This window comes from Rhizorhabdus phycosphaerae (assembly GCF_011044255.1).
Classification (GTDB): Bacteria; Pseudomonadota; Alphaproteobacteria; order Sphingomonadales; family Sphingomonadaceae; genus Rhizorhabdus; species Rhizorhabdus phycosphaerae.
Genome location: NZ_CP049107.1, coordinates 230,585 through 257,078 on the forward strand (window position 1 = coordinate 230,585; position 26,494 = coordinate 257,078).

At 65.7% G+C, this 26,494-nt stretch carries 18 protein-coding genes; 10 read left to right on the top strand and 8 right to left on the bottom strand.

What is annotated here, in order from left to right; genetic code table 11:
- Positions 1 to 38 precede the first annotated feature (38 nt).
- From G6P88_RS01155 to hflX, 4 genes are all read left to right on the top strand, one after another.
- Entirely contained in the window at positions 39 to 2,297 is a 2,259-nt protein-coding gene (locus G6P88_RS01155; RefSeq protein ID WP_165321450.1) for a sensor histidine kinase, read from the top strand.
- Positions 2,298 to 2,300: 3 nt separating this feature from the next.
- A complete protein-coding gene (ntrX, locus tag G6P88_RS01160; RefSeq protein WP_165321451.1) occupies positions 2,301 to 3,689 on the top strand; it encodes a nitrogen assimilation response regulator NtrX in 1,389 nt (462 codons plus the stop codon).
- 175 nt (positions 3,690 to 3,864) lie between these two features.
- Positions 3,865 to 4,347 carry an RNA chaperone Hfq gene (hfq, locus tag G6P88_RS01165; RefSeq protein ID WP_247710560.1) on the top strand — a complete coding sequence of 161 codons (483 nt, stop codon included), beginning with the start codon at positions 3,865 to 3,867 and terminating at the stop codon, positions 4,345 to 4,347.
- The gene (gene hflX, locus G6P88_RS01170) at positions 4,344 to 5,660 is read left to right on the top strand and encodes a GTPase HflX (RefSeq protein WP_165321453.1); all 1,317 of its coding nucleotides are present in this window, start codon (positions 4,344 to 4,346) and stop codon (positions 5,658 to 5,660) included. The genes hfq and hflX overlap by 4 nt, the downstream gene beginning before the upstream one ends.
- Before the next feature lie 3 nt (positions 5,661 to 5,663).
- Here the strand turns inward: hflX and mazG are convergent, their stop codons facing one another.
- Both mazG and G6P88_RS01180 read right to left on the bottom strand, forming a co-directional pair.
- A complete protein-coding gene (mazG, locus tag G6P88_RS01175) occupies positions 5,664 to 6,404 on the bottom strand; it encodes a nucleoside triphosphate pyrophosphohydrolase (RefSeq protein ID WP_165321454.1) in 741 nt (246 codons plus the stop codon).
- Between the two features lie 5 nt (positions 6,405 to 6,409).
- Positions 6,410 to 7,300, bottom strand: coding sequence for a LysR family transcriptional regulator (locus G6P88_RS01180; RefSeq protein WP_165324823.1), 891 nt, complete (start codon positions 7,298 to 7,300; stop codon positions 6,410 to 6,412).
- 87 nt (positions 7,301 to 7,387) lie between these two features.
- Between G6P88_RS01180 and G6P88_RS01185 the strand changes: the two genes are divergently transcribed.
- Both G6P88_RS01185 and G6P88_RS01190 read left to right on the top strand, forming a co-directional pair.
- Positions 7,388 to 8,872, top strand: coding sequence for a hypothetical protein (locus tag G6P88_RS01185; RefSeq protein WP_165321455.1), 1,485 nt, complete (start codon positions 7,388 to 7,390; stop codon positions 8,870 to 8,872).
- Complete coding sequence (locus tag G6P88_RS01190; protein WP_226946676.1) at positions 8,869 to 9,843, top strand: glycosyltransferase family 2 protein; 975 nt, start codon at positions 8,869 to 8,871, stop codon at positions 9,841 to 9,843. Before G6P88_RS01185 ends, G6P88_RS01190 begins: the two co-directional genes overlap by 4 nt.
- A 6-nt stretch (positions 9,844 to 9,849) precedes the next feature.
- On the opposite strand, the gene G6P88_RS01195 is transcribed toward G6P88_RS01190, so the two are convergent.
- Positions 9,850 to 10,854 carry a FecCD family ABC transporter permease gene (locus G6P88_RS01195; RefSeq protein WP_165321456.1) on the bottom strand — a complete coding sequence of 335 codons (1,005 nt, stop codon included), beginning with the start codon at positions 10,852 to 10,854 and terminating at the stop codon, positions 9,850 to 9,852.
- 67 nt (positions 10,855 to 10,921) lie between these two features.
- On the opposite strand from G6P88_RS01195, the gene G6P88_RS01200 reads away from it, so the two are divergent.
- A complete protein-coding gene (locus G6P88_RS01200; RefSeq protein WP_165324825.1) occupies positions 10,922 to 11,782 on the top strand; it encodes an ABC transporter substrate-binding protein in 861 nt (286 codons plus the stop codon).
- Here G6P88_RS01200 and G6P88_RS01205 read toward each other — a convergent pair.
- Positions 11,770 to 12,483 carry a hypothetical protein gene (locus G6P88_RS01205; RefSeq protein WP_165321457.1) on the bottom strand — a complete coding sequence of 238 codons (714 nt, stop codon included), beginning with the start codon at positions 12,481 to 12,483 and terminating at the stop codon, positions 11,770 to 11,772. The genes G6P88_RS01200 and G6P88_RS01205 overlap by 13 nt on opposite strands.
- Positions 12,484 to 12,495: 12 nt before the next feature.
- Complete coding sequence (locus G6P88_RS01210; protein WP_165321458.1) at positions 12,496 to 13,683, bottom strand: toxic anion resistance protein; 1,188 nt, start codon at positions 13,681 to 13,683, stop codon at positions 12,496 to 12,498.
- 356 nt (positions 13,684 to 14,039) lie between these two features.
- Here G6P88_RS01210 and typA point away from each other — a divergent pair, with 356 nt between their 5' ends.
- Positions 14,040 to 15,860 carry a translational GTPase TypA gene (gene typA, locus G6P88_RS01215; protein WP_165321459.1) on the top strand — a complete coding sequence of 607 codons (1,821 nt, stop codon included), beginning with the start codon at positions 14,040 to 14,042 and terminating at the stop codon, positions 15,858 to 15,860.
- Between the two features lie 103 nt (positions 15,861 to 15,963).
- On the opposite strand, the gene G6P88_RS01220 is transcribed toward typA, so the two are convergent.
- Both G6P88_RS01220 and gltB read right to left on the bottom strand, forming a co-directional pair.
- Positions 15,964 to 17,400: a glutamate synthase subunit beta gene (locus G6P88_RS01220; protein WP_165321460.1), complete on the bottom strand. Its 1,437-nt coding sequence runs from the start codon at positions 17,398 to 17,400 to the stop codon at positions 15,964 to 15,966.
- A gap of 13 nt (positions 17,401 to 17,413) precedes the next feature.
- On the bottom strand, positions 17,414 to 22,066 hold the full coding sequence (gltB, locus tag G6P88_RS01225; protein ID WP_165321461.1) for a glutamate synthase large subunit: 4,653 nt from the start codon (positions 22,064 to 22,066) through the stop codon (positions 17,414 to 17,416).
- 260 nt (positions 22,067 to 22,326) lie between these two features.
- Here gltB and G6P88_RS01230 point away from each other — a divergent pair, with 260 nt between their 5' ends.
- Both G6P88_RS01230 and G6P88_RS01235 read left to right on the top strand, forming a co-directional pair.
- Positions 22,327 to 23,133, top strand: a complete 807-nt coding sequence (locus tag G6P88_RS01230; protein WP_165321462.1) for a universal stress protein — start codon at positions 22,327 to 22,329, stop codon at positions 23,131 to 23,133.
- A gap of 57 nt (positions 23,134 to 23,190) precedes the next feature.
- Positions 23,191 to 24,825, top strand: a complete 1,635-nt coding sequence (locus G6P88_RS01235) for an MBL fold metallo-hydrolase (RefSeq protein WP_165321463.1) — start codon at positions 23,191 to 23,193, stop codon at positions 24,823 to 24,825.
- On the opposite strand, the gene G6P88_RS01240 is transcribed toward G6P88_RS01235, so the two are convergent.
- On the bottom strand, positions 24,757 to 26,022 hold the full coding sequence (locus G6P88_RS01240; RefSeq protein WP_165321464.1) for an MgtC/SapB family protein: 1,266 nt from the start codon (positions 26,020 to 26,022) through the stop codon (positions 24,757 to 24,759). The genes G6P88_RS01235 and G6P88_RS01240 overlap by 69 nt on opposite strands.
- Between the last annotated feature and the right edge of the window lie 472 nt (positions 26,023 to 26,494).

Below are 26,494 nucleotides of genomic sequence, written 5' to 3' on the forward strand. Positions count from 1 at the left end.
TGTTCCCGAGGCCACGCTATTGTGGTAACCGGGCAACGATGGCGTTTCCCGGTCTGACATTGACACGCGTGCGGCGGCGGCTCGTTATGGCCTGGCGGCTGCACCGGCTCATGCCGCTCATCGAGATCGCGACGCCGATCGCAACATTGCTGATCCTGATCGCGAGCTATCGCGTGGTCACGGCAAGCGGCCGGCCGCAGGTTCCGATTTCGCCGACCTTCGCGACATTGTTGCTGGGTGCCAATCTGCTGGCGTTCATGAGCCTCATGGTGCTGATCGCGCGACGCGTCGCCATCTATCGCGCATCGCAGTCGGAACTGGGGAGCAGGGGACGGCTGCACGTCCGCCTCGTCGCCTTCTTCTCGCTGATCGCTACCGTTCCGACGCTGCTGGTGGTGGTATTCGCGTCGTTACTGTTCCAGCTCGGCACTCAATTCTGGTTCTCCGACAAGGCGCGGGTGGTGCTGCGCAGCTCGGAGCGGGTGGCGCAGGCCTATGTGACCGAGAGCAAGGAGCGTCTGCTCGGCGACATCACGGCGATGTCCGGCGATCTTCGCTATTTCCTGTCGGCGACGACGATCGACGATCCCCGCTTCGCAACCGAGTTCGCGCGGCAGATCGCCTATCGCGGGCTGTCCGAGGCGGCGATCATCAACATCGATAGCTCGGGCACGCCGCAGCTGATCGCACTGGCGAACCTCGATAAGCGTGCATTGGACCAGCGCCTGCCACCGGCCACCATCCCCTTCCTCCAGGGCGGGCAGCCCCGGATCACCGCGGAGGCGGGCGACAGGATCGAGGGGACGATTCTGCTCGATGGCGCGAGCCGCACCTATCTCTACGTGTCGCGCCAAGCCGCGCCGGACGTGCTCGCACAGGCGGTCCGGGCACGGTCGGCGCTGGGTGACTATGTCGCGACGATCGATCGCGCGCGGGCCTTGCAGCTGCGGTTCAACATCCTCCTGATGATCATGGCGCTGGCGATCCTCGGTGTTGCCATCTGGGTCGCGATGCGCGTCGCCGACCGGCTCGTGCGTCCGGTGAACGAGCTTGTCTCGGCCGCCCGGCGTGTGGCGGCGGGCGACCTTACGGCCCGCGTGCACATTTCCCCCAGTTCCGACGAGGTCGGCACGCTCGGCAGCGCCTTCAACCGCATGACGCGCAAATTGGGCGAGCAGACCGGCGCTCTGGTCGCCGCCAACAGCCAGCTCGAGGACCGCAGCGCCTTCATTGAGGCGGTTCTGTCAGGCGTTACCGCCGGTATCGTCTCGGTGGACAGCCAGCGGCATGTGACTCTCGTCAACCCTTCGGCACGCACGATGCTCGACCTGGAGGAGCCGATCGAAGGCCGCCCGCTCGTGGAGATCAGTGCCGAACTCGACCGGGTGCTCGACAGCGGCAATCGCGAGGTGGTGGTGCAGACGGTAATCGCCGGCGAGCCGCGAACGCTCGCCGTCCGCTCCGTGGCGGCCGAAGGCGCGCGGGTGCTGACGTTCGACGACATCACCCAGCGTCTGGCGGACCAGCGCCGCGCCGCCTGGGCCGATGTCGCGCGGCGGATCGCGCATGAGATCAAGAATCCGCTCACCCCGATCCAGCTGGCTGCCGAACGGCTGCAGCGCCGCTATGGCAAGGAGATCAGTTCCGATCCGGGCGTGTTCGAGCGGCTGACCGCGACCATCATCCGCCAGGTCGGCGACATGCGCCGCATCGTCGACGAATTCTCCTCCTTCGCGCGCATGCCGAAACCGGTTTTCCGTGAAGAAGCGATCGTCGACATCGCCCGGCAGGCGATGTTCCTGCATGAGGTCGCGCATCCCGCGATCAGCTTCAGCCTCGACACCGAAGACCTCGCACCGACGATGGTTTGCGACCGGCGTCAGCTCGGCCAGGCGCTGACCAATCTCGTCAAGAACGCGGTCGAGGCGATCGAGGAAAATCCGCAACAGCATGCCCCCGGAGTGATCGCGATGACGATCCGGATCGGCGACGGGCGGCTGAAGATCGTGCTGGCCGACAACGGGCCCGGACTGCCGGTGGAGCGCGATCGCCTGACCGAGCCCTATATGACGACGCGCAAGCGCGGCACCGGGCTTGGCCTCGCCATCGTCCGCAAGATCGTCGAGGATCATCTCGGTACGCTGTCGCTGCGCGATCGGCCCGGTGGCGGCACCATCGTCGATCTCGATTTCGATCAGGATGCGCTGGCGACCATCGCTACCGTGTCCGAGGACCGCCTCGTCCAGGATGGCGAGGACGCCAAATTTCCGTCCCTCAAGAGAAGTGGAACCGCTTGACGCATGGCTCTGGAAATCCTGATCGTCGACGATGAGGCCGACATCCGCGACTTGGTCGCGGGTGTGCTCGAGGACGAGGGCTATGCCGCGCGTACGGCAGCCGACAGCGATGCCGCGCTGGCCGCGATCGATGACCGGCGGCCTTCGCTGGTCCTGCTCGACGTATGGTTGCAGGGATCGCGGCTCGACGGGCTCGACCTGCTCGACGAAATCAAGCGGCGAGACCCGACCTTGCCGGTGCTGATGATCTCGGGGCACGGCAATCTCGATACCGCTGTGGCCGCGATCAGGCGGGGTGCCGCCGATTTCATCGAAAAGCCGTTCGAGGCCGAGCAGCTTCTCCTGCTCGTCGGCCGCGCCACCGAAACCGATCGCCTGCGCCGGGAAAATGCCACGCTCAAGGCGCAGATCGGCCAGGAGGAGGAGCTTACCGGCAACTCCAGCGCCATCAACGGGATACGCGCGACGCTGAAGCGTGTGGCGGCGACCGGGAGCCGCGTACTGATCAGCGGTCCCGCCGGCGTGGGCAAGGAGGTCGCTGCGCGCCTCCTGCACCTGTGGAGCAACCGCGCCAACGCCCCCTTCATCGTCGTGAGCGCAGCGCGGATGGAGCCCGAACGGGTCGAGGAAGAGCTTTTCGGGGTCGAGGAAAATGGCGAACTGATCCGGCCCGGCTTGCTCGAGCAGGCGCATGGCGGAACGCTGTTTCTCGACGAGATCGCGGACATGCCGCTCACGACCCAGGCAAAGATCCTGCGTGTGCTCACCGAACAGGCGTTCAGCCGGATCGGCGGGCAGCGTATCGTCAAGGTCGACGTCCGCGTCGTATCGGCCACGGCGCGCAACCTCGCCGAGGAGATCGACGGCGGCCGTTTCCGCGAAGATCTCTATTACCGCCTCAACGTGGTGCCGGTGAACATTCCGTCGCTGGCCGAGCGGCGGGAGGACATCCCTGCGCTGGTCGAGCATTTCCTGGCGCGCTTCGCCTCCGAACGGCGCCTGCCGACGCCGACGGTGACCCCCGACGCGGTCGGCGCACTGCAAACCTATGATTGGCCGGGCAACGTCCGCCAGCTGCGCAATATCGTCGAGCGGACGATGATCCTGGCGCCGGGCGACCGGATCGGGGTGATCGAGCTCGACATGCTGCCCGCCGAGGTGCTGAACGATCAGGCGAGGCTGGCGCCGGGCGAAGCTGCGCGGTCGATCATGGGTACCCCGCTGCGCGAGGCGCGGGAGACGTTCGAGCGTGAATATCTTCGTGTCCAGATCCGGCGCTTTTCGGGCAATATCTCGAAGACGGCAGCGTTCATCGGCATGGAAAGGTCGGCGCTCCACCGCAAGCTGAAGACGCTCGGTCTTGTCGACGCGCGCGACGATCAGGAGCCCTGATCGCCCCGCTTGGGCGTCGTCCCGCCGCATCGTCAGATTTTTGTTGCATGTGCGAGATGGACGGCAGCGTCCGGGTCGGCTATCGTCTGTCAGTCCCCGCATAGGGTGGGGGCGGCACGACGCCATGCAACGGCGCACGAAGCGGGCCATGACCCGCCAAGACCGGAGACCGGCAATGGCCGACAAGGTCAATAATCTTCAGGATATCTTCCTCAACTCGGTCCGCAAGACCAAGACCCCCGTCACGATGTTCCTCGTGAAGGGCGTCAAGCTCCAGGGCATCATCACCTGGTTCGACAATTTCTCCGTGCTGCTCCGCCGTGACGGCCAGTCCCAGCTCATCTACAAGCACGCCATCTCGACCGTAATGCCGGCGCATCCGCTCGACATGACCGAGATCGACAAGGGCTTCGAAGAGAAGAAGTCCCACCTGCTTCAGGAAGTCTTCCTGTCGGCGGTCCGCAAGACCCGCGAGCCGGTGACGATGTTCCTCGTCAATGGCGTCATGCTGCAGGGAGAGATCGCTGCCTACGACCTCTTCTGCATGTTGCTGCGGCGCGACGGGCTGAGCCAGCTCGTCTACAAGCATGCCATCTCGACCGTGCAGCCGGCGCATCCGATCAATCTGGCCGAGATCGACAGTTCGGACGACGATTGAGCGTTTTCAACCGTGAGGAAGACGACGGGCTGAGCCGCGGCGCAAAGGCGATCGTGGCTCTTCCCGAGCGTGCGGGTGACAATCCCCGCAGCGCAGAGGCCCGGCTCGACGAAGCTGCGGGTCTCGCTGCCGCGATCGGGATCGACGTGGTCGGGAGGCTCGCCTTCCGTCTGCGCGATCCCAAGCCCGCGACCTTGTTCGGTTCGGGTCAGGTCGAGCAGATCGCACTGGCGATCCGTCAGGACGAGGCAGAGCTGCTCGTGGTCGATGCGGCGCTGACGCCGATCCAGCAGCGCAATCTCGAAAAGGCGATCGAGGCCAAGGTCATCGACCGGACGGGCCTGATTCTTGAGATTTTCGGCGAGCGTGCGGCGACGGCCGAGGGCCGGCTTCAGGTCGAGCTAGCCCATCTCGACTATCAGGCCGGCCGCCTGGTGCGCAGCTGGACCCACCTCGAACGGCAACGCGGCGGCTTCGGCTTCCTCGGTGGTCCCGGCGAAACCCAGATCGAGGCCGACCGCCGCCTGATCCGCGACCGAATGGCGAAGCTCCGGCGCGAGCTGGAGCAGGTCCGGCGGACTCGCGGCCTGCATCGTGCGCGCCGCCAGCGCGCGCCCTGGCCGGTCATCGCGCTGGTCGGTTATACCAATGCCGGCAAGTCGACCCTGTTCAACCGGATGACCGGTGCGAAGGTGATGGCCGAGGATCTGCTGTTCGCCACGCTCGATCCGACGATGCGCCAGATATCGCTCCCGGGGCTCGACAAGGCGATCCTGTCCGACACGGTCGGCTTCGTCTCCGACCTCCCGACCCAGCTGGTCGCGGCTTTCCGCGCCACGCTGGAAGAGGTCACCGGCGCCGATATCATCCTGCATGTGCGCGACATTGCCCATCCCGATAGCGATGCTCAGGCTGCCGACGTGCTGTCGGTGCTGGGCGAGATCGGCGTCGGCCCGCGCGCACCGGATGCAGAGGCCGGGGAGGGCGCGCCGATCCTGGAGGTCTGGAACAAGATCGACATGCTCGACGAGGAAGCCCGGTCCGCCGTCAAAGCGGAGGCAACCCGTCGCGAAGACGTCGTCACCCTCTCCGCACTTCAGGGCGATGGGGTCGATCTGCTGCGGCGGATCGTCTCCGACCGCCTGTCGGAGGGAAATCGCGTTCGCACGCTCAGCGTTCCCATCGGCGACGGCGCGGCGCTTGCCTGGCTCCATGCCCATGGCGAGGTGCTGGGCCAGGATGTCGACGGCGATCATATGCTGGTCGAGGTGCGGTTGTCGGACGCCGATCTGGCGCGCTTCGAGGCGCGCTGAGGCTCAGCCGCGTTCGGCCTGCTTGGCCTGTACCCAGAGCGCTTCCTGCGCGTCCAGATCGAGGCTCGTGAACGCTTCGCCCGCGATCGCTTCCATCGCCCGAAAGCGCCGTTCGAACTTGCCATTGGCAGCCCGCAGCGCCGCTTCGGGATCGATGCCGAGCTTGCGTGACCAGTTGACCACCGCGAACAGCAGATCCCCCATTTCCTCGAAACGATGGGCGTCGTCCTCGGCTGCGAGGACTTCGGCCATCTCCTCGTCGATCTTCTCGCGCGCACTCTCGGCCTCGGGCCAGTCGAAGCCGGTGCGGGCCGCGCGCTTCTGCAGCTTTTCCGCGCGCAGCAAGGCGGGCAGGGCAACCGTTACCCCCGCCAATGCGCTGCTGTCGGCGCTCTTGCCGGCGCGTTCGCTGGCCTTGATCTCTTCCCAGCCGGGGCTTTGCCCGTCGCCGAACACATGCGGATGTCGGCGGATCATTTTAGCGCAGATCGTGTCGAGCACGTCGCGCAGATCGAACAGGCCGCGCTCCTCCGCCATTCGCGCATGGAAGACGACCTGGAGTTGCAAGTCGCCGAGCTCGTCGCGGAGGGCATCCATGTCGCCCCGCTCAATGGCGTCGGCCACCTCATAGGCTTCTTCGATGGTGTAGGGCGCGATCGTCGCGAAATCCTGTTCGACATCCCACGGGCATCCGGTTTCGGGATCGCGGAGGCGGGCCATGATGGCGTGAAGTCGTTCGATCATGGCGATCACCTATCCCAGGGCGGTTGCGGCGAGAAGATGTCGCGGAAATGCGCGATGAACGCGCTGGCATTGGGCGTATCGCGCGCGCCGCGTGGCTGCACCGCATAGATGGCGACATCGGTCGCGCCGCTCACGTCGCTAAGCACGCGCACCAGTCGGCCGTCCCGGAGCGCGAGGCCTATGTCCCAGGTCGAGCGCAGGGCGATGCCGAGCCCGGCCAGCGCAAGATCACGGGCCACTTCGCTGGAATTGGTCCTGACCGCGCTCTGGCCATCGATTGTCGCAGGGCCTTCCGGCCCCTCCAGCCGCCAGGGCAATTGATGATCGGCGGCGAGGAGCCGGTGGTCGGCCAGATCGTCGAGCGTCTTCGGTTCACCATGGCTGGCGAGATAGGCGGGCGATGCGCACAGGATCCGGTGATTTTCCGCAAGCAGGCAGGCGTCCAGCGACTTGGCGGGCGGGGGAGAGATGCGGATGGCGACATCGATGCGCTCGCCGAGCAGATCGACGAAGCCATCGTCGAGGTCGATCGCCAGTTCGACCTTGGGATATCGGTCGAGAAAGCCCTTGAGATGCGGGACGACGTGGAGCCGCCCGAAAGAGGTCGGCGCGGAAACGCGCAGCGGCCCGCCCGGCTGGCCGATCCGGCCGGCCACGCGTGCCTCGGCGGCGCGCGTCGCTTCGACGATGCGGCTGACATCCTCGTAGAAGGTCCGGCCGACGTCGGTGACCAGCAGCCGGCGCGTCGTGCGGTGGACGAGCTGTGCGCCGAGACGCGCCTCCAGCCGGGCGAGCCTCTTGGAGACCATGGCGGGGGAAATCCGCAGCCGACGGCCCGCAGCCGCGAGGCTGCCGGCGTCGACGATCTCGACGAACAGGTCATAATCCTCATGCACCGGTTCATGCTGCCCCAACATCGGTTGCAAAGCCATGGCCGATCGCGGATGACGGGCGCGGGGTGTGGCGTGCTTTCGGGGGCAGGGATGATTCAGCGCTGGCTGTTGCATGTCGCCTGCATCTGCGCGCTTGCCTGGCCTGCCTTCGTCAACGGCCAGCCCTTTTTCTTCCCGGACACCACATCCTATGTCCGGGCGGCCGACAGCGCAGCCTATCTCTTTTCCGGACGCCGCGTCTCGACCGAGTGGACCGAGCATTACCGGCACGCGCTCGATCCCGGCGCGAAGCTTGCCCGACCCGACCATCATGTCGCCGCTCGCGGGAACGACATCGCGACACAGAGCATCATGGCGGGACGGTCCCCCTATTTCGGGGCCCTGCTGTGGCTGACCTTCCTGTTCGGAAGCTTCTGGCTGTTCGTGCTGATGCAGGCGGCGGCAGCCTATTGGCTCATTCGCCTGGCGCTCAGGCTCTTCGGCATCGAAAGCGCGGGCGCGGTGATCATGACCGTCTCCATGCTCGCTTTGGGGACATCGCTGCCTTTCTTTGCCGGCCTGCTGATGCCCGACCTGCTCGCTGGATTGGGCATATTGGCCTTCCTCCTGCTGGTGACCGAGCGGGGCCGACTGGGCCGCTGGGAACGCCGGGGCGTCGCCCTGCTGCTGCTGCTGTCGCTGCTGTCCCATTTGACCCATGTCGTCACGGTCGGCGCGATGCTCGCGTTTCTGCCCATCGCCATGCGGTTCGCGCGGCGACCCAGTACGGAATGGCGCCGAGCCTTCACGACGACGGCGGCGATGCTTGCGATCGGCCTGGCGTCGGTTCTGGTGACCGGCGTGGTGGTCGAGCATGTCTTCGGCCGCAAGCCGCTGCTCGTTCCGCTGCTCACGGCACGCTTCATGGCCGATGGCCCCGGGCTCGACTATCTGCGCAGCCATTGCGACCCCCCGTCCTTCGCAGCCTGCGCCTGGAAGGATCGCCGGTCGGTCGTCGCCGGTGAGTTCCTCTGGTCGCACGATCCGAAAAGGGGCGGCTATATGTTCGCCGACGCAGCGACCCGGCGGGCGATGTCCGATCAGGACACGGCCTTTGCCCTGGCCGTTCTCGCCGATTATCCGCTCACGCAGGGTGGGCGCGTCGTTGCCAATGCCGTCCGGCAGTTTCTCCGCTTCGAGGTCGACATCCTCAACTATCATTGCACGCCGGGCGATCGGTGCTGGCGGTCGCTGCCGCCGCGGCAGCGTGACGCGCTGCTGTCGTCACTCGGTGGGCGCAATCACTGGCCGCAGCCGGCCATCGCCGCCCTCCAGCGGGCGATCGTCGGCGCGTCGATCCTGGTGCTTCTGCTCTGGACGGTACGGGGCCGGTCGTCGTCGCAGGCGGAGCGCGACCTCCTTCTCTGGCTCGGCCTGTTTCTGCTGGGGGCCGTCGTCAACGCGCTTCTCGGGGGAGGGGTGTCGGAGCCTCAGCCGCGTTACCAGGCGCGGATCATCTGGCTGCTGCCGATGATGGCCTCGATTGCCGCTCTGCTGTGGCGCCGCGCCCGACCGGCCGGCGAGATGCACGGATGACAAGCGACGCGGGCGCCAGTATCACCGCGCGCATGAAGCCCGATATCGCCGTCATCCTGCCCTGCTACAACGAGGAAGCGGCGATCGGCGCGACCGTCGCCGGCTTCCGCAAGGCGCTGCCGGACGCCCGCATCTATGTCTTCGACAACAATAGCCGCGATCGCACTGTCGAGGTCGCGCGTGCCGCCGGAGCCATCGTCCGCACCGAGCGGATGCAGGGCAAGGGGCATGTCGTCCGGCGGATGTTCTCCGATGTCGAGGCCGACATCTATGTGATGGCCGATGGCGACGCGACCTATGATGCGGCGGCGGCACCCGAACTGATCCGCATGATGCTCGCCGAGCGTCTCGACATGGTCGTCGGTGCTCGCAAGTCCGAGGTGGAGGAGGCCTATCGTCGCGGCCATCGCTTCGGCAACAAGATGCTCACCGGCATATTGGCACGCCTCTTTGGTCGGAGTTTTTCCGATATCTTATCGGGTTATCGGGTCTTCTCCCGACGCTTTGTGAAGAGTTTCCCGGTGCTGTCTGCCGGTTTCGAGATCGAGACCGAGATCAGCATCCATGCGCTTGAGCTGCAGATGCCGGTAGGGGAAGTCGTGACCCATTATGGTGCGCGCCCGGAAGGGTCCGCCTCCAAGCTTTCCACCTATCGCGACGGCTTCCGCATCCTCTGGACGATCCTGACGCTGTTTCGGATCGAGAAGCCGGTGCTGTTCTTCGGGGCGATCGGCGGGCTGCTCGCGGCGCTGGCGGTCCTGCTCGCGGTTCCGCTGGGTATCACCTATCTGGAGACCGGGCTGGTGCCGCGCCTGCCGACGGCCCTGCTGGCGACGGGCCTGATGATCCTCGCCTTCTTCAACGTCTATACCGGGCTGATCCTCGCCACGGTGGTGCGGGGACGGCGTGAGGTCAGGCGGCTCGCCTATCTCGCCCATCCGGCACCCGGCGACCAGGACCGGGCGGCCTAGCGCGAGTCACCAGAGGCGCCGTTCTCGCGCCAGATGATAGACGAAGATCGGCACGCCCAGCAGGGCGGTCAGGACGCCCAGCCGCAATTCCACGTCCGACGTGGGAATCAGCCGCACCACGATATCGGCAGCGCAGAGCAAAGCGCCTCCACCCAGAGCAGAGGGCAGCAGCAGCGACGAGGGCGCCCGATCGGTGAAGGGCCGCAGCAGATGCGGAACGATGAGGCCGACGAAGCCGATCGCACCCGATACGGCGACGGCCGCTCCCACGCCGATGGCGATGCCGAGCATCAGCCGGATACGCACCGCCGAGAGATCGATGCCCAGCGTCCGCGCGGCATCTTCGCCGAGGGTGAGCGCATCGAGCGCGTGCCCATCCCGGAAGAGCAGGGCCATCGCGGGCAGGATGCAGGGCAGCGCAATCCAGACATGGGTGAAGGAGCGATCCTCGAGCGATCCCATCAGCCAGCTCATGATTTCCATCCCCGCGAAGGGATTGGGCGCGAGGTTCAGGGCGAGGCTGATCCCCGCGCCTGCCGCCGTGCCAACCGCGATGCCCGCCAGGATCAGCGAAAGCGGGCTTTCCGCTTTCCGCGCGAGTAGCAGCAGCGGCGCCAGCCCGATGAACGCGCCGGCGATGGCGAGCAGCGGCAGCGTGGCCGGCTGCATCTGCGACAGCCCGAAATAGAGCGCGATCACCGCGCCCAGCGCTGCGGCGTTCGACGTGCCGAGGATCGAGGGCTCCGCCAGCGGATTGCGCAGATAGCCCTGGAGTACCGCGCCGGCCAATCCCAGCATCGCGCCGACGAGCAGTCCCAGCACCGCGCGCGGCAGGCGCAGGTCGATCAGGACATCGCGCAGCAGCGGGTCGCCGGTGCCGGAGACGATCCCCAGCAACTCGTGCAGCCCATAGCGTGTCGGGCCGGTCAGCAGCGAAGCCGTGGCCAGCAGCAGGGCGAGGATCGCCAGCGATGCGATCAGCAGCGCGCGGGGCGGGGGAGAGGAGGCCATGTCGGTCGGCTTGACCGCAGACGCGCCTTGCTTTCAAGAGAAGATGATGCGGCGCCTCGTGAAGACCATGATTTTCGCGCTTATGGCGACGGTGTCCATGGCGCCCACCACTGGTGCGAAGGTATCTGCAACGCCTGGGGCGCCCCGGCGGATCGTCTCGCTCAGCCTCTGCGCGGACCAGTATCTGCTGCTGCTGGCCGATCCCGGGCAGATCGCCGCACTCAACCGATTCTCGCAGGATCGCGGCATGTCATGGGCCTATGCGCGGGCCAGGTCGTTTCGCGCTGTCCGGGGCAGTGCGGAGGAACTGATGACGCTCCGCCCCGATCTGGTCTTCACCTCCGGTTTCGGCAGCGCCGCCGCGCTGGAGGTCCTGCGGCGCCGTCGGGTGCCTGTCGTGGCGCTGGACCGGGCCGAGGATTACCCGGCGATCGAGCGGGTAACGCGTCAGGTGGCGGCCGCGATAGGGCATCCGGAGCGTGGCGATGCGCTGATCACGGACATGCGCGCGCGTCTCCGGGCGCTCGGCCCACCACCGGGGCGGGGGCGCGTTGCCGCTTATTATCAACGGCGCGGCTATCTGACCGGGCAGGGGACGCTGATCGACGAGATGATGCGGCATGCCGGTCTTGCCAATCTCGCCGGCCGCCTCGGTCGCCCGATGCTGTCCTATCTGTCGATCGAACAGCTGGCGACCGCGCGGCCCGATTTCCTGCTGGTCGAACAGAAAGGCGTGGTACGCGATCGGGGCACCGAGATGCTCGAACATCCGTTGCTGCGCCGCGTCGTTCCCGACCGGCGCAGGATCCTGCTTCCGGAGGCGCTGACGACCTGTGCGGGACCGAGCTATCCCGATGCAATGGCGGCCCTCTATGACGGGATCAGGAAGGCCGACCGCCTTTCCACGCCGCGCTCTCAGTCGCGCTGATCGTCGGCACCGCGATATTTGAGTTCGAGATAGCGGCCCTGCGTCGCAAGCTTGTCGAGGTCGCCGCTGACGAGTTGCTCGCCCATGCGGCGCAGTTCGTCGTCGACCACCTTCAATCCTTCGACGAGCTGACGGTCCGGGGAACTGCCATTGCGATCGACGCGGCGCATGGCCTCGGGGACCTGCTTATAGCCTTCGACGAGCTCCGGCAGCTCTTCCGCCATGAGCTTACGGAACTCATGGGCAGCGGGGTCGTGCGGATCGAGCTTGGCCAGCTGCGGGCCCAGCGCTTCGAGCTTGATTCCGATCTCGTCTGCCAGTCTCTGTGCCGGGGCGGGGAGGGCGAGCCTCTGCGCTTCCAGCCAGCGTTCGGTCTGTGAGGGGAGAAGCGGCAGGTCGCTCTTCGCCATCTGCTGCGGCGTCGGCTCGGGCGCCTGGGGCCAGCCGAGGATGCCGAAGAAGACGACCGCCATCGCGACCATCATCAGAAAGAAGCCCCAGATGCCGAGCGGCGTCACGAAGGCTCCGATGATGCCCCCGGCCAGCGCTACACCGAGCACCGCGAAGAAGGCGAGGCGGAGCCGGCGAAAGAAGCCGACGACGCGGCGCCGGTGCGCCTTGATCGCGCGGGGCGTGGTGCGCGAGCGTATGCGCTCCAGCACCTCTTCGGCGCGATCCATGGCGGCGCGGCTGTCGACCATCTTCTGCTTGTCCTATTCCAGCGCCTTGAACGGCTCGGTCTGCCCCTGGGCGGTACCCTCGGCGCGCGCGATATAGCCCTTCGACTTCTCGACCTCGCTGGTCAGCACGTTCACCGTCTGCTTCATCGAGGACAGGGCCTCGACCTTGAAACGATCGATCGTGTCCATCGTGTCGTAGATATTCTGGAAGGCGCGCTGCAGCGTTTCGATCGGAATCGTCGACGAAGCGGCCTGCTTGTGGATCTCGGCCGTCTGGTTTTTCAGCATCGTGCCGGTCGACTCGATCATGTTGGCGGTCGTCGTGTTGAGCGCCGTGATCTGTTCCAGAACCAGCTTCTGGTTGGTCAGCGCCTGCGCCACGGTGACGGCCGTGCGCAGTGCCGAAACGGTCGTCGTCGAGGCGCGGTCGACGCCCTTGACCAGTTCGATATTGTTCTTCTTGACCAGATCGAGCGCCAGATAGCCCTGCACCGTGACCGCCATCTGGGTCAGCAGATCCTGCGTGCGCTGGCGGACATAGAAGAGCGCGGTTTCCCGGATCGCCTTCGCCTTTTCGGGATCGCTGCTGTCGAGTTCGAGCGCCTTCGCCTCGAGCCGCTCGTCCAGTGTCTTCGACAGGTGGATCATCTGCTCGAGCCGGCCCATCGCCGCCCAGAGATTCTGCCGCTCGACGTCGATCGCGGCATTGTCCTTGATCAGTTCGTCCTTGCCCGAAGCGAGGCTGTTGAGGATCGAAGAGATGTGGCTCTGCGCCGACCGATAGCTGTCGAAATAGTCGCGCATCCGGTCGCCCCAGGGGATGATCCCGAACAGCTTCTTGCGCGTGAACAAATTGTCTCGCTTGCCGGGGTCGAGGTCCTCCACCGTCCGGCGCAGTTCGGCCAGATTGGCGCCGACGCCATTGTCCGCGTCGATCGCCTTGACGGGGCGATCGAGGAAGCGGTTCGACTGTCCGGCCGCTTCGGCGATCTCGCGACGGCCCATGTTGCTGATCGAATCGACCCGCTTGCCGAACTCCGGGCTGTTGACGTCCTGGGCCACCAGGTCATCGACGAACGCGTCGACCTTTTCTTCCAGCTGGCTCCGCTGTTCGTCTCGCAACGGGACGAGGCCAGCTGCCTTCTCCGGCGCGAGAGCCTTCACCGGTGCGGGCGGCTGCAGCACCAGATCGGGTTGCTCTGTCGTCGTCGTGCTGGCCATTGCCGGCGTCTCCCTCGTGCTTTGCTGACCGCAAAGATGGCCGCAAGAGGTGCATTATTCAAGCGATACGGCGCCGCATGCGGCGTAACCCCCTTGCAATCGATGATTGCAGAAATTGCAATTGCCGTTGACGCATCCGCATTTGTCGAATCGCGTCGGGAGGAGCAACAGGGACGGGCCTTTCAGGCATCCTCTCCTAATGACTTCGGGCTGGTTCGTTCGGACCGGCCCTTTTTTTGCCTTTCGTGGATCGCGACGCGACCCGCAGACTGGCGTCTACGATACGCCGCCCTTGTTGCATCGCGACATTTCCGCTATGCGCGCGGCAAATCCCTCCAGTCAGGACCTTTACGACCATGAGCCTCCGCAACGTGGCGATCATTGCGCATGTCGATCACGGCAAGACCACGCTGGTCGACCAGCTGTTTCGCCAGTCCGGCACCTTCCGTGACAACCAGCGCGTCGAAGAGCGCGCAATGGACTCGAACGATCTCGAAAAGGAACGTGGCATCACGATCCTGGCCAAGTGCACGTCGGTCGACTGGGAGGGCACGCGGATCAACATCGTCGACACCCCCGGCCACGCCGATTTCGGCGGAGAGGTGGAGCGCATCCTGTCGATGGTCGACGGGGTCATCCTGCTGGTGGACTCGTCCGAAGGCGCGATGCCGCAGACAAAGTTCGTGACCGGCAAGGCGCTGGCCCTCGGCCTGCGCCCGATCGTCGTCGTGAACAAGATCGATCGCCCGGATTCGCGTGTCGAAGAGGTGCTGAACGAGGTGTTCGACCTGTTCGTCAGCCTCGACGCGACCGACGAGCAGCTCGATTTCCCGGTTCTCTACGCCTCGGGTCGCAACGGCTATGCGAGCGAAGACGCGCAGGCGCGCGAAGGCACGCTGCGCCCGCTGTTCGAGCGGATCGTGGACCATGTTCCGGCGCCGCAGCTCGATCTTGAAGCGCCGTTCAGCTTCCTCGTGACGCTGCTCGACCGCGACAACTTCCTCGGCCGTATCCTGACCGGTCGCGTCAACAGCGGCACGGTGAAGCTCAATCAGCCGATCCACGCGCTCGACGTCGACGGCAAGATCATCGAAACCGGCCGCGCGACCAAGCTCATGTCCTTCCAGGGCCTCGAGCGCGTGCCCGTCGAAGAGGCCAAGGCCGGCGACATTATCTGCATGGCCGGCCTGACGGTCGCGACCGTGGCGAACACCATCGCCGATCCGTCGGTCTCGGTTCCGATCAAGGCGCAGCCGATCGATCCGCCGACGCTGTCGATGACCTTCGCAGTGAACGACAGCCCGATGGCAGGCCGTGAAGGCACGAAGGTGACGAGCCGCATGATCCGCGACCGTCTGTTCCGCGAAGCCGAGTCCAATGTCGCGATCAAGGTGACGGAGAGCGCGGGCAAGGACAGCTTCGACGTTGCCGGTCGCGGCGAGCTTCAGCTCGGCGTGCTGATCGAGACGATGCGCCGCGAGGGCTTCGAGCTGGGCATCAGTCGTCCGCGCGTGCTGTTCCGCGAGAATGAGCAGGGCGGCAAGGAAGAGCCTTATGAGACGGTCGTGATCGACGTCGACGAGGAATATTCGGGCACGGTCGTGGAGAAGATGAATCTCCGCAAGGCCGAGATGACCGACATGCGTCCTTCGGGTGGCGGCAAGACCCGCATCACCTTCTCGGCACCGTCGCGCGGCCTGATCGGCTATCATGGCGAGTTCCTGTCGGACACCCGCGGTACCGGCATCATGAACCGCCTGTTCGAGAAGTACGGCCCCCACAAGGGGAACATCGAAGGTCGCAAGAACGGCGTGCTGATCTCGAACGGTGCGGGCGAAGCGAACAGCTACGCGCTCGGCCCGCTCGAAGAGCGCGGCATCCTGTTCGTCGGCCATGGCGAGGCCCTCTATGAGGGGATGATCGTCGGCGAGAACGCGAAGACCGACGATCTCGAAGTCAACCCGATGAAGGCGAAGCAGCTCACCAACTTCCGCGCTTCGGGTGGCAAGGACGACGCGATCCGCCTGACGCCGCCGAAGAAGATGACCCTGGAGCAGGCCATCGCCTATATCGACGACGATGAGCTGGTCGAAGTCACTCCGAAGTCGATCCGCCTGCGCAAGCGCCATCTCGACCCGCATGAGCGCAAGCGCGCAAGCCGGGCCAAGGCCGCCTGAGGCGCGCCAAACCCAAAAATTAAAGGGGCGCCGGTCGATCCGGCGCCCCTTTTTTGTCTGGCCGTTTTCGCCTGACCTGCCGGCCGAACCGACGAGCCGGATATCAGCGCGGCAGTTCGGTCGTGCCCATCAGGTGCAGGTCGACCGCACGAGCGCATTGACGGCCCTCGCGGATCGCCCAGACGATCAGACTCTGGCCGCGGCGCATGTCGCCACAGGCGAAGATCCCGTCCTGGCTCGTGGCATAGGCGTTGGTGTCGGCCTTCACATTGCCACGTGCGTCGAGTTCGACGCCGGCCTGTTCGATCATTCCCGCCGCATTCGGTCCGACGAAGCCCATGGCGAGCAGGACCAGGTCGGTCTTCAGCGTGAACTCGCTGCCCGGCACTTCCTGCATCCGGCCATCCACCCATTCGACGCGGACGCATTCGAGCCCGGTGAGCTGGCCGTTGTTGCCGACCGCGCGCTTGGTCAGCACGGCCCAGTCGCGCTCGCAGCCTTCCTCGTGGCTGGACGAGGTGCGCAGCTTCAGCGGCCAGTTCGGCCAAGTCAGCGCCTTCGCCTCTTTCTCGGGCGGCTTCGGCATGATCTCGAGTTGGGTCACCGAGGCGGCGCCCTGACGGTTGGAGGTGCCGACGCAGTCCGACCCCGTATCGCCGCCGCCGATCACCACGACATGCTTGCCGGTGGCCGTCAGCGTCCCGCGCGGTGCGGCGCGCAGCTCGTCGTCGCCCGCAACGCGCTTGTTCTGCTGGGTGAGGAACTCCATCGCATAGCGGACGCCCTGAAGCTCGAAGCCCGGTATCTCCAGCGGGCGGGGCTTTTCGGCGCCACCCGACAGGACAATCGCGTCGAAATTCTCTCGGAGCGATTCCAGCGACACCTGAACGCCGACTTCGGTCGAGGTGCGGAAGGTGACGCCTTCCGCTTCCATCTGGACCAGCCGGCGGTTGATCAGATGCTTTTCCATTTTGAAGTCGGGAATACCGTAGCGAAGTAGCCCGCCCATACGGTCGTTCTTCTCGAACAAGGTCACGCTGTGTCCGGCGCGCGCCAGCTGCTGGGCGCAGGCCATGCCGGCCGGGCCCGAGCCGACCACCGCGACCGACTTGCCCGTCTTGCGGGTCGGCAGCTGCGGCCGGATCCAGCCTTCTTCCCATCCGCGATCGACGATCGCGCATTCGATCGACTTGATCGTAACCGGCGTGTCCTGGATGTTCAGGGTGCAGGCCGCCTCGCACGGAGCGGGGCAGACGCGGCCAGTGAATTCCGGAAAATTATTGGTCGAATGAAGAACTTCGAGCGCGTTCTTCCAGTCCTCTTCGAAAACCAGATGGTTCCAGTCCGGGATGATGTTGTTCACCGGACAGCCATTGTGACAGAAGGGAATGCCGCAATTCATGCAGCGCGCGGCCTGGTCGCGCAGTTCCTTGTCGCCCAGCGGAACGATGAACTCGTTCCAGTGCTTCAGGCGCTCGGTCGGCTTCGCATAGCTGCGATCCTTGCGCTCGATCTCGAGAAATCCGGTTGCCTTGCCCATCTTTATTCTCCGGTCATTCGGCAGCGACGTTGGCGGCGGCGAGGCGCTCGGCCTCCAGCTGCTGCAACGCCCGTCGATAGTCGCGCGGCATCACCTTGACGAAGCGCGACAGCGTATTCTCCCAATCCTCCAGCAGGGCAGCCGCCTGGGCGCTGCCCGTGTGGAGGTGATGGCGTTCGAGCAGGATGCGGAGCCGCGCGGCGTCATGGCGGAGCATGTCGCCCATGCCATAATCATGGACGCTGACCGCACGCTGCTGCGGCCGGCCTTCCTCCACGTCGGCGTCCGCCGCCGGATCGATCGGCTCGACATCGACCATCGCCAGGTTGCAACGCTGACGGAACAGCCCATCGGCGTCATAGACATAGGCGATACCGCCCGACATGCCGGCCGCGAAGTTGCGCCCGGTCTGGCCGAGCACGACGACCACGCCGCCGGTCATATATTCGCAGCCATGGTCGCCGGTGCCTTCGACGACTGCGATCGCGCCCGAGTTGCGCACCGCGAAACGCTCGCCGGCGACACCCTGGAAATAGGCCTCGCCCGCGATCGCGCCGTAAAGCACGGTGTTGCCGACGATGATGTTCTCCAGCGGGTTGCGGTTCACATGGCCGGGCTGGCGGACGATCACGCGGCCGCCCGACAGGCCCTTGCCGACATAGTCGTTGCCGTCACCCGTCAGCTCGAGGGTCACGCCATGGGCGAGGAAGGCGCCAAAGCTCTGCCCGGCGACGCCCGACAGGCGGATCGTGATGGTGTTCTCGAGCAGACCCTCATGGCCATAACGTCGTGCAACTTCGCCCGAGAGCATCGCGCCAACGGTCCGGTTCACGTTGAAGACGGGCCGTTCGATGACGACCGGCTCACCGCTTTCCAGCGCCGGCGCCGCGGCCGCGATCAGGTCGTTGTCTAGGGCTCCGTCGAGCCCATGGTCCTGATACTGCGAATGGTGAAGCGTGTTGCCCATCGCCGGCTCGGCGCGGTGCAGCAGGCGACCCAGTTCGACGCCGTGCGCCTTCCAATGGTTGAGCGCCTTGCGCATGTCGATCCGGTCGACCCGACCGACCATCTCCTTGAGCGTGCGGAAGCCCATCTCCGCCATGATCTGGCGAAGCTCTTCCGCGACGAAGAAGAAATAGTTGATCACATGCTCGGGCTGGCCGCTGAAGCGCGCGCGAAGGACGGGATCCTGCGTCGCGACGCCGACCGGGCAGGTGTTCAGATGGCATTTGCGCATCATGATGCAGCCGGCAGCGATCAGCGGCGCGGTGGCGAAGCCGAACTCGTCGGCACCGAGCAGCGCGCCGATCGCGACGTCGCGGCCCGTCCGCAGGCCGCCATCGACCTGCACGACGATCCGACTGCGCAGACCGTTGAGGAGCAGCGTCTGCTGGGTCTCGGCGAGGCCGATCTCCCAAGGGCTGCCGGCATGGGTCAGCGAGGTGAGGGGGGACGCTCCGGTGCCGCCCTCATAGCCGGAGATGGTCACATGGTCGGCGCGCGCCTTGGAGACGCCTGCGGCAACCGTGCCGACGCCGACTTCGGACACCAGCTTGACCGAGACTCGCGCACCCGGATTGACGTTCTTCAGGTCGTGGATCAGCTGCGCCAGATCCTCGATCGAATAGATGTCATGATGCGGCGGCGGGGAGATGAGGCCGACGCCCGGCGTGGAGTGGCGCACGCGGGCGATGTTCTTGTCGACCTTGTCGCCAGGCAACTGGCCGCCTTCGCCGGGCTTCGCGCCCTGCGCCATCTTGATCTGGATGTCGTCGGCATTGACCAGATATTCGGTCGTCACGCCGAAGCGGCCCGAGGCGACCTGCTTGATCGCAGAACGCATCGAATCGCCGTTGGGCAGCGGCTTGAAGCGGTCGGCTTCCTCGCCGCCTTCGCCGGTGTTCGAACGTCCGCCGATGCGGTTCATCGCCAGGGCGAGCGTCGTATGCGCTTCGCGCGAGATCGAACCGAAGCTCATCGCGCCGGTGGCGAAGCGCTTGACGATTTCGGACGCCGGCTCGACCTCGTCGATGCTGATCGGCCTGTCGGCCTTCTTGAGCTCCATCAGCCCACGGATCGTGAGGACGCGTTCGTTCTGCTCGTTGATCGAGCGGGCAAACTCGGCGTAGCGGTCCTGGCTGTTGCCGCGCACCGCATGCTGGAGCGACGCGACGCTCTCGGGGGTCCAGGCATGTTCCTCGCCACGGATACGATAGCCATAGACGCCCCCGACATCGAGCATGTTGCGATAGATCGGGTTGTCGCCATAGGCAGCCGCGTGGCGGCGAACCGTCTCCTCGGCGACTTCCTTGAGGCCAATGCCTTCGATCGTGGTCGCGGTACCGGTAAAGTACTTCTCGATGAACGCCGATGACAGCCCGACAGCATCGAAGATCTGGGCGCCGCAATAGCTCTGATAGGTCGAGATGCCCATCTTGGACATGACCTTCAATATGCCCTTGCCGACCGCCTTGATGTAGTTCTTCTGGACCTCGTAGCTGCTCAGCTCGAGCCCCTGGCGGACGCGGATTTCCTCCAGCGTGTCGAAGGCGAGATAGGGGTTGACCGCTTCGGCGCCATAGCCCGCGAGCACGCAGAAATGATGAACCTCGCGCGCTTCGCCGCTTTCGACGACGAGGCCGGTCTGCATCCGCAGGCCCTGCTTCACCAGATGATGGTGCACTGCTGCGGTGGCGAGCAACGACGGCATTGCTATGCGATCGGAGCCCTGCGCGCGGTCGGACAGGATCAGGATGTTCTTGTCGGCCAGCACCGCTTCGGTCGCGGCCCAGCACATCTCCTTGAGCGCGGACGCCAGCCCTTCGGCGCCGGCCGACGCGTCCCAGGTCATGTCGATCGTCTCGGTACGGAAGGCACCGTCGAGCTGCGCCTCGGCCGAGCGGATCCGCGCGACATCCTCATTGGTCAGGATCGGCTGGTCGACCTCGAGGCGGAGATGGGTTCCCGCCTGGCGGCCGAGGAGGTTCGGGCGCGGGCCGATCATCGATACCAGCGACATGACCAGTTCCTCGCGGATCGGGTCGATCGGCGGATTGGTGACCTGCGCGAAATTCTGCTTGAAATAGTCGTAGAGTAGCCGCGAGCGGTTCGACAGAACGGCGATCGGCGTGTCGGTGCCCATCGAGCCGATCGGATCCTCGCCGTTGCGCGCCATCGGCTCGAGGAATTTGGAGATGTCCTCCTGGGTGTAGCCGAAGGCCTGCTGGCTATCGAGCAGCGACCGGGGATCGTTGCGCAGGGCGGGCGTCTCGCCGATCTCGTCGGCGTCGAGGACGTGAAGGTCCTTCAGCTTATACTGCGTCTCCTCGAGCCACTGGGCATAGGGCGCGGCCTTGGCGAGACTCGCCTTTATCTCTTCGTCCTCGATGATCCGGCCCTGCTCCATGTCGATCAGGAGCATCTTGCCGGGCTGGAGGCGCCATTTGCGGACGATCTTCTCCTCGGGGATCGGAAGCACGCCCGATTCCGAAGCCATGATCACATGATCGTCGTCGGTGACGAGGAAGCGCGCCGGACGCAGGCCATTGCGGTCGAGAGTCGCACCGATCTGGCGGCCGTCGGTGAAGGCGACGGCGGCGGGGCCGTCCCACGGCTCCATCAGCGCCGCATGATATTCGTAGAAAGCCTTCCGATCGGGGTCCATCAGCGGATTGCCGGCCCACGCTTCCGGGATGAGCATCATCACCGCATGAGCGAGCGAATAGCCGCCGGCCACGAGCAGTTCGAGTGCATTGTCGAGGCATGCCGTGTCGGACTGGCCATGCGGGATTATCGGCCAGATCTTGTCGAGGTCGGCGCCGATCAGTTCGGATTCCATCGTGCGACGGCGCGCGTTCATCCAGTTCACATTGCCGCGCACCGTGTTGATCTCACCATTGTGCGCGATGAAGCGATAGGGGTGCGCCAGCTTCCAGCTCGGGAAGGTGTTGGTCGAGAAGCGCTGGTGGACGAGGGCGATCGCCGAGGTCGTCAGCGGATCGGACAGATCCTTGTAGAAGCTGCCGACCTGGCCGGCGAGCAGCAGACCCTTGTAAACCACGGTCCGGCTCGAGAAGGACGGCATGTAGAGGTCGGTGAGCTCGGGAAGTCCATGCTTCTCGGCGAGCTTCTCCAGCGGGTTCTGCGTCTGCTTGCGGATCACGAGCAGCTTGCGTTCGAACGCGTCCTGATCGGCACAGTTCGCGCCGCGGCCGACGATGGCCTGGCGGATGACCGGCATCTCGTCGAGCACAGCTTGGCCGAGGCCGGCGGTGTCGACCGGGACATCGCGCCATCCGACGAGGGTCTGGCCTTCCTTGGCGATGAACGTCTCGAACTTCGACACTGCGAAGTCGCGCGCGGCTTCGTCGCGGGGCAGGAAGCACATTGCAACGGCATAGTCGCCGGGCTGCGGCAGGGTAACCCCCGCACCATGTGCCCAGTTGCGAAAGAGCGCATCGGGGATCTGGATAAGGATGCCGGCGCCATCGCCCAGCAGCGGGTCCGCGCCAACGGCGCCGCGATGATCGATCTTGAGCAGAATCTCCAGGCCGCGCTGCACGACTTCGTTGGATTTAATGCCACGAATATTCGCGATGAAGCCGACGCCGCACGCGTCGTGCTCGTTGCGGGAATCGTACAAACCCTGGTTCTGCGGATAGCTCATCCGGCGATCTAGCTCCCCCAATGCGGCCCGGTACCGACCGGCCCTTCGGAGCGGTGCCTATACAGCGATGCGCGAGCGAAGGAACCCTTCAAAAAGACGGGGGGATGCAACCTGATCTATCAAGGCCGCGCGCCTGTACGCATTTTAGTTGCAGAGCCTGTCGTTGGTGCCGGTGAGTCAGCCAAGCGTCCGTATTAAAACGGATGTCGCCCGATACGGGCATCGGTCAGCTTCCCTAACGTCCGATGACGGAGGCTCCGATGAAGAATTTCTTGCTGCTGGTGCATGACGATGAAGGACAGGAGGCGCGGCTGCAGGTTGCGCTGGATCTTGCGCGTGCGTTCGACGGCCATCTCAATTGCGTCGATGTCGCGATATTGCCCGTCATCGAAGCCGACGCGTGGTCGGGCGGGGCAGGGACCGCGATGCTGCTGACCGAGGAAAAGACGCGCGAGGCCGCCAATCGCGAAGATCTCGAACAGCGCCTGGCGCAAGAAGGCGTCTCCTGGACCTGGTTCGATGCCACGGGCGAGATCGCGCCCTGTCTGGCAAAGGCATCGAGCCTGAACGACCTCATCATCCTCAATCGCCGACTCGACGGCCTGCCTATCCCGGACATGCGCGCGGCAGCGGCCGAGCTTGTCCTCAAGAGCGGTAAGCCGGTGCTGGCCGTGCCCGCCACGGCGCGAAGCCTGAATATTGCGGGACGGGCTTTGGTCGCCTGGGACGGCTCGAACGAGGCGGAGCGTGCCTTGCGTGCCGCTGTCCCCCTGTTGGCCAAGGCGGAACAGGTCGTCCTCCTCCAGATCGAGGATGGCTCGACCGCTGGATCGGTGGCCGATGCCGCATCCTATCTGTCCCGCCATGGCGTTCATCCGAACGTGCTTTCCGAGAAGGCGGGGGACAAGAGTATCGCCGAGACTTTGCTGGGGGCGATCGGTCATCAACGCAGCGACTATGTCGTCATGGGTGCCTATGGGCATTCCCGCCTCGCCGAGGCGATTTTCGGCGGGGTTACCAAACGACTTCTCGACGATAGTCCCGTGCCGCTTTTCCTGGCGCATTGATCGCATGGACGCGGAGCCCTGTTGCGGACCGCAAGGACGCGAGGGGATGCGTGTGCCATGACCGGCGGGGTCGAAATCGTCTTTCACGGCGCCGCCGGCACGGTTACGGGATCCTGTGCCGAACTCCGTTGGAACGGGCGCCGGTTCCTGGTGGATTGCGGCCTGTTCCAGGGGTCGCGAAGCCTGGAGCAACTGAACGAAGGGCCGTTCGCCTTTGCCCCGTCCGCCATCGACGCGGTCCTGCTGACTCATGCGCATATCGACCACAGCGGATTGCTGCCGCGCCTTGTCCGACAGGGCTATGCCGGCGCGATCTGCTGCACGCCTGCGACGGCAGAACTGCTGGGCTTCATGCTGGCCGATTCCGCGCGGTTGCAGGAGGGGGAGGCGCTTCGCCGCAACCGGCGACGCGATCGCGCCGATGAGGAAGCGGTCGAGCCTCTCTATACGAGCCGGGATGCCGAGCGGGCGGCTGCGGCCGCCCAGCCCCACGAATTTGGCGCGTGGTTCGAGCCGGTCGAGGGCGTTCGCGCGCGCTTCTGGAATGCGGGCCATATCCTGGGCTCGGCCTCGATCGAGGTCGAAGTCGGCGGACTCAGGCTCCTGTTCTCGGGCGATATCGGTTCCGCCACGAAAAGCCTTGAGCCGCCCGCCGCCGCCCCGGCCGGAATCGACTTCCTGTTCTGTGAATCCACTTATGGCGACCGCGAGAAGGAGGATGTCGATGCGGAAGCGCGCCGGGCGCTGCTGGCGGCGGAGGTCGCCGAAGCGGGCAGGCGCGGCGGAAATCTCGTCATCCCGGTTTTCGCGATCGAGCGGGCGCAGGAGATTCTCGCCGACCTCGCGCTGTTATACGAATCGGGCGCGCTGCCATTTCGTCCGACCTTTCTCGACTCGCCTCTGGCGATCCGCGCGACCGCCTTGTTCGAACGGCAGCATCTGCCGGGGACGCGCGACGGGGCCCTGTTCCGGCACCCGGCCTTCCATTTCGTCGAGGACACGGCCGAATCGATGCGGCTCAACCATGTGAGCGGTGCCGTCATCATGGCGGGCTCGGGCATGTGCGAGGGCGGCCGCATCCGCCACCATCTGCTGCACAATCTCGGAAGACCCGAGTCCAGCGTGCTGTTCGTGGGCTATCAGGCGCGGGGAACGCTCGGCCGGACGATCGTCGACGGTGCCTCCCGCGTGCGGATCTCGGGCCATGACGTTGCCGTACGGGCCCGTGTCGCGCGGATCGACGCCTATTCGGCGCATGCCGACCGGAGCGATCTGCTGCGATGGATCGCGCAGCGCGACCCGGTTCGCGGCGCTCTCTTCCTCTGGCATGGCGAGGGTGAAGCGCTGGAGGCTTTGCGTCGTGCGACCGAGGCCAGGCACGACGTGGTGGTACCGGCGATCGGAGAGCAGTATCTGCTCGATGCCGAGACCGGTGCCCACCGCATGAAGACCGGCTATCCCCGCGTGGCTGCGATATTGGGCGGTGACTGGCAGAACGCCTATGCCGATCTTGCGGTCAACCTGAAGCGCGACCTTCAGCGTATCGAGGGCGAAGCAGCTCGGCGCGAGGCGTTGCGCCAGATGCGCGCAATACTCGATCGCTTCGCGCAGCGACGGGCCGGGTCACAAGCTCCGCAGACCATAGACAAGGAGCAGCGCGCTGGCGCCGGCGAAGAGCCCGCTGCCGGCTAGCCATGCGGCGGTCGAACGACCTTGGCGGCCTGCGAGAGCGAGCGTTATGCCGGCCTTGAGCAGCGTATTGGCGATGACCGGGCCCGACAATATGGCTGCCGCAAGAGGCGGAGCTATGGTCGCGGCAGGGACGCCGGACAGCGTCATGATCGCGGCATCGACATCGGCGAGGCCCGTCAGCAGCAGGACGGTCGAAAAACCGAGATTGCCGAACTCGATCAGGGCCCATTTGCTGGCGAGCATCATGATCGCGACAAGCGCCGCGAGGCCCAGGGCCACGTGCAGGTCCAGCGGGTTGCCCGCCCTGGACTCGACGGGTGGGCTGCCGGCCGCACCGAGGCGCGCCGTGCCGAGGATTGGCACGAGCAGCAGGGTGAGCGCGGACGCGAGAATGGCGGCGATCCAGGGGGCGACCGGCGTGACCAGAAGGGCCGTCAGCGCGATGACCCTGGCATACATGACTGCTCCGGCCAGCAGTATCGCCGAAGACAGGGCGTCTCGCGCGTCGGGTTCCGTCGCGATGCGCCTGGCGCAGGCGGTGGTCACTGCCGTCGAGGACACCAGCGAGCCGAGCAGCGCTGTCAGCAAGGTGCCCTGATGCAGCTTGCTGCGCCGGCTGGCGACATAGCCTGCGAAGCAGAGACCGGAGACGAGCACCACCACGAGCCAGAGCTTGTGCGGGTTCCAGGCATCGAGCGGCCCCATGGCCCGGTCCGGCAGCAGCGGCAGGACGACGAGCGCGATAATCGCGAAACGGGCCGCCGCGCGCATCTCTGCACCGGTCATGCCCGAGAGGATCCCATGCAGGGGCTCGCGGGCGGAGAGGAGGGCGGTGACCACCGCAGCGGCGGCGACCGCTTCGGTCGCATATCCGGTCGTTGCGAGGAAGCCGAGGCCGAAGGTCAGTTGCGCGACGATCGCTCCGGTTGCGCTAAGCCCCTGTCGTTCCGCACTTCGCCGCCAATATCCGATCGCCAATATGGCGCCGGTCGCAAGCGCCATGGCGATCGCCAGCGCCACCGGGGCCAGGCCCGCAACGCCGCCGGCCAGGCCGAGTACGCCATGGGTGCGTAGTCCGGCGATACGGGTCCCGGTCATGGCGTCGCGGTTCGTCCAGCCGCGCTGAAGCCCTATCAGCAGGCCTGCCGCCAATGCCTGGCCGAGCCCGGACAGGGTCGAAAGGGATATCTGCTCCATGATGCTCCGCAGCGGCAAGGGGCGAAATGTGGGCCTGCCCTGTCCGCAAGGGCAAGCCGCAGGTTCAGCTTCGGCGCGGTGGGTCCGAGAGGCGATATGTAGAAATACGGATGAGCCCATGATTATCATGGCGCGCAAGCCCGCCATGCTGTTGTACATACAATCAAAGCTTGGGGACGTGGTCGCATGGCGGTGCGACGGTATATCGGTCGGCATCGATCATCCGGGGGGGATGTGGGCCGGGCAGGGGGCTTGCGCGTTTGACAGGGCCAAAGCGAAGATTGGGACAGGGAGTCGTTGCCGGACTCGGCGGTACGGCGATTCTGGCACTGGCGATCGCTGCAGGGCGGCTGCCCGCGCTCGGCGATGGCGGCAACCTGCTGCTGCTGTTGCCGGTCCTGGGTGCGGCGATGCTGGGTGGCTTCATTCCTGCGCTCGTCACCGCAGTCTTCGCGTTTATGCTCGCCGAATG

What these genes read in the sequence shown, in the direction of transcription:
- G6P88_RS01210 (WP_165321458.1), bottom strand. Translation starts at nt 13,683, where the DNA reads ATGGCCAGCACGACGACGACAGAGCAACCCGATCTGGTGCTGCAGCCG.
- G6P88_RS01220 (WP_165321460.1), bottom strand. Translation starts at nt 17,400, where the DNA reads ATGGGCAAGGCAACCGGATTTCTCGAGATCGAGCGCAAGGATCGCAGC.
- mazG (WP_165321454.1), bottom strand. Translation starts at nt 6,404, where the DNA reads ATGATCGAACGACTTCACGCCATCATGGCCCGCCTCCGCGATCCCGAA.
- G6P88_RS01235 (WP_165321463.1), top strand. Translation starts at nt 23,191, where the DNA reads ATGACCGGCGGGGTCGAAATCGTCTTTCACGGCGCCGCCGGCACGGTT.
- typA (WP_165321459.1), top strand. Translation starts at nt 14,040, where the DNA reads ATGAGCCTCCGCAACGTGGCGATCATTGCGCATGTCGATCACGGCAAG.
- gltB (WP_165321461.1), bottom strand. Translation starts at nt 22,066, where the DNA reads ATGAGCTATCCGCAGAACCAGGGTTTGTACGATTCCCGCAACGAGCAC.
- G6P88_RS01205 (WP_165321457.1), bottom strand. Translation starts at nt 12,483, where the DNA reads ATGGTCGACAGCCGCGCCGCCATGGATCGCGCCGAAGAGGTGCTGGAG.
- G6P88_RS01155 (WP_165321450.1), top strand. Translation starts at nt 39, where the DNA reads ATGGCGTTTCCCGGTCTGACATTGACACGCGTGCGGCGGCGGCTCGTT.
- ntrX (WP_165321451.1), top strand. Translation starts at nt 2,301, where the DNA reads ATGGCTCTGGAAATCCTGATCGTCGACGATGAGGCCGACATCCGCGAC.
- G6P88_RS01190 (WP_226946676.1), top strand. Translation starts at nt 8,869, where the DNA reads ATGACAAGCGACGCGGGCGCCAGTATCACCGCGCGCATGAAGCCCGAT.
- G6P88_RS01230 (WP_165321462.1), top strand. Translation starts at nt 22,327, where the DNA reads ATGAAGAATTTCTTGCTGCTGGTGCATGACGATGAAGGACAGGAGGCG.
- G6P88_RS01185 (WP_165321455.1), top strand. Translation starts at nt 7,388, where the DNA reads ATGATTCAGCGCTGGCTGTTGCATGTCGCCTGCATCTGCGCGCTTGCC.
- G6P88_RS01195 (WP_165321456.1), bottom strand. Translation starts at nt 10,854, where the DNA reads ATGGCCTCCTCTCCCCCGCCCCGCGCGCTGCTGATCGCATCGCTGGCG.
- G6P88_RS01240 (WP_165321464.1), bottom strand. Translation starts at nt 26,022, where the DNA reads ATGGAGCAGATATCCCTTTCGACCCTGTCCGGGCTCGGCCAGGCATTG.
- G6P88_RS01200 (WP_165324825.1), top strand. Translation starts at nt 10,922, where the DNA reads ATGATTTTCGCGCTTATGGCGACGGTGTCCATGGCGCCCACCACTGGT.
- hfq (WP_247710560.1), top strand. Translation starts at nt 3,865, where the DNA reads ATGGCCGACAAGGTCAATAATCTTCAGGATATCTTCCTCAACTCGGTC.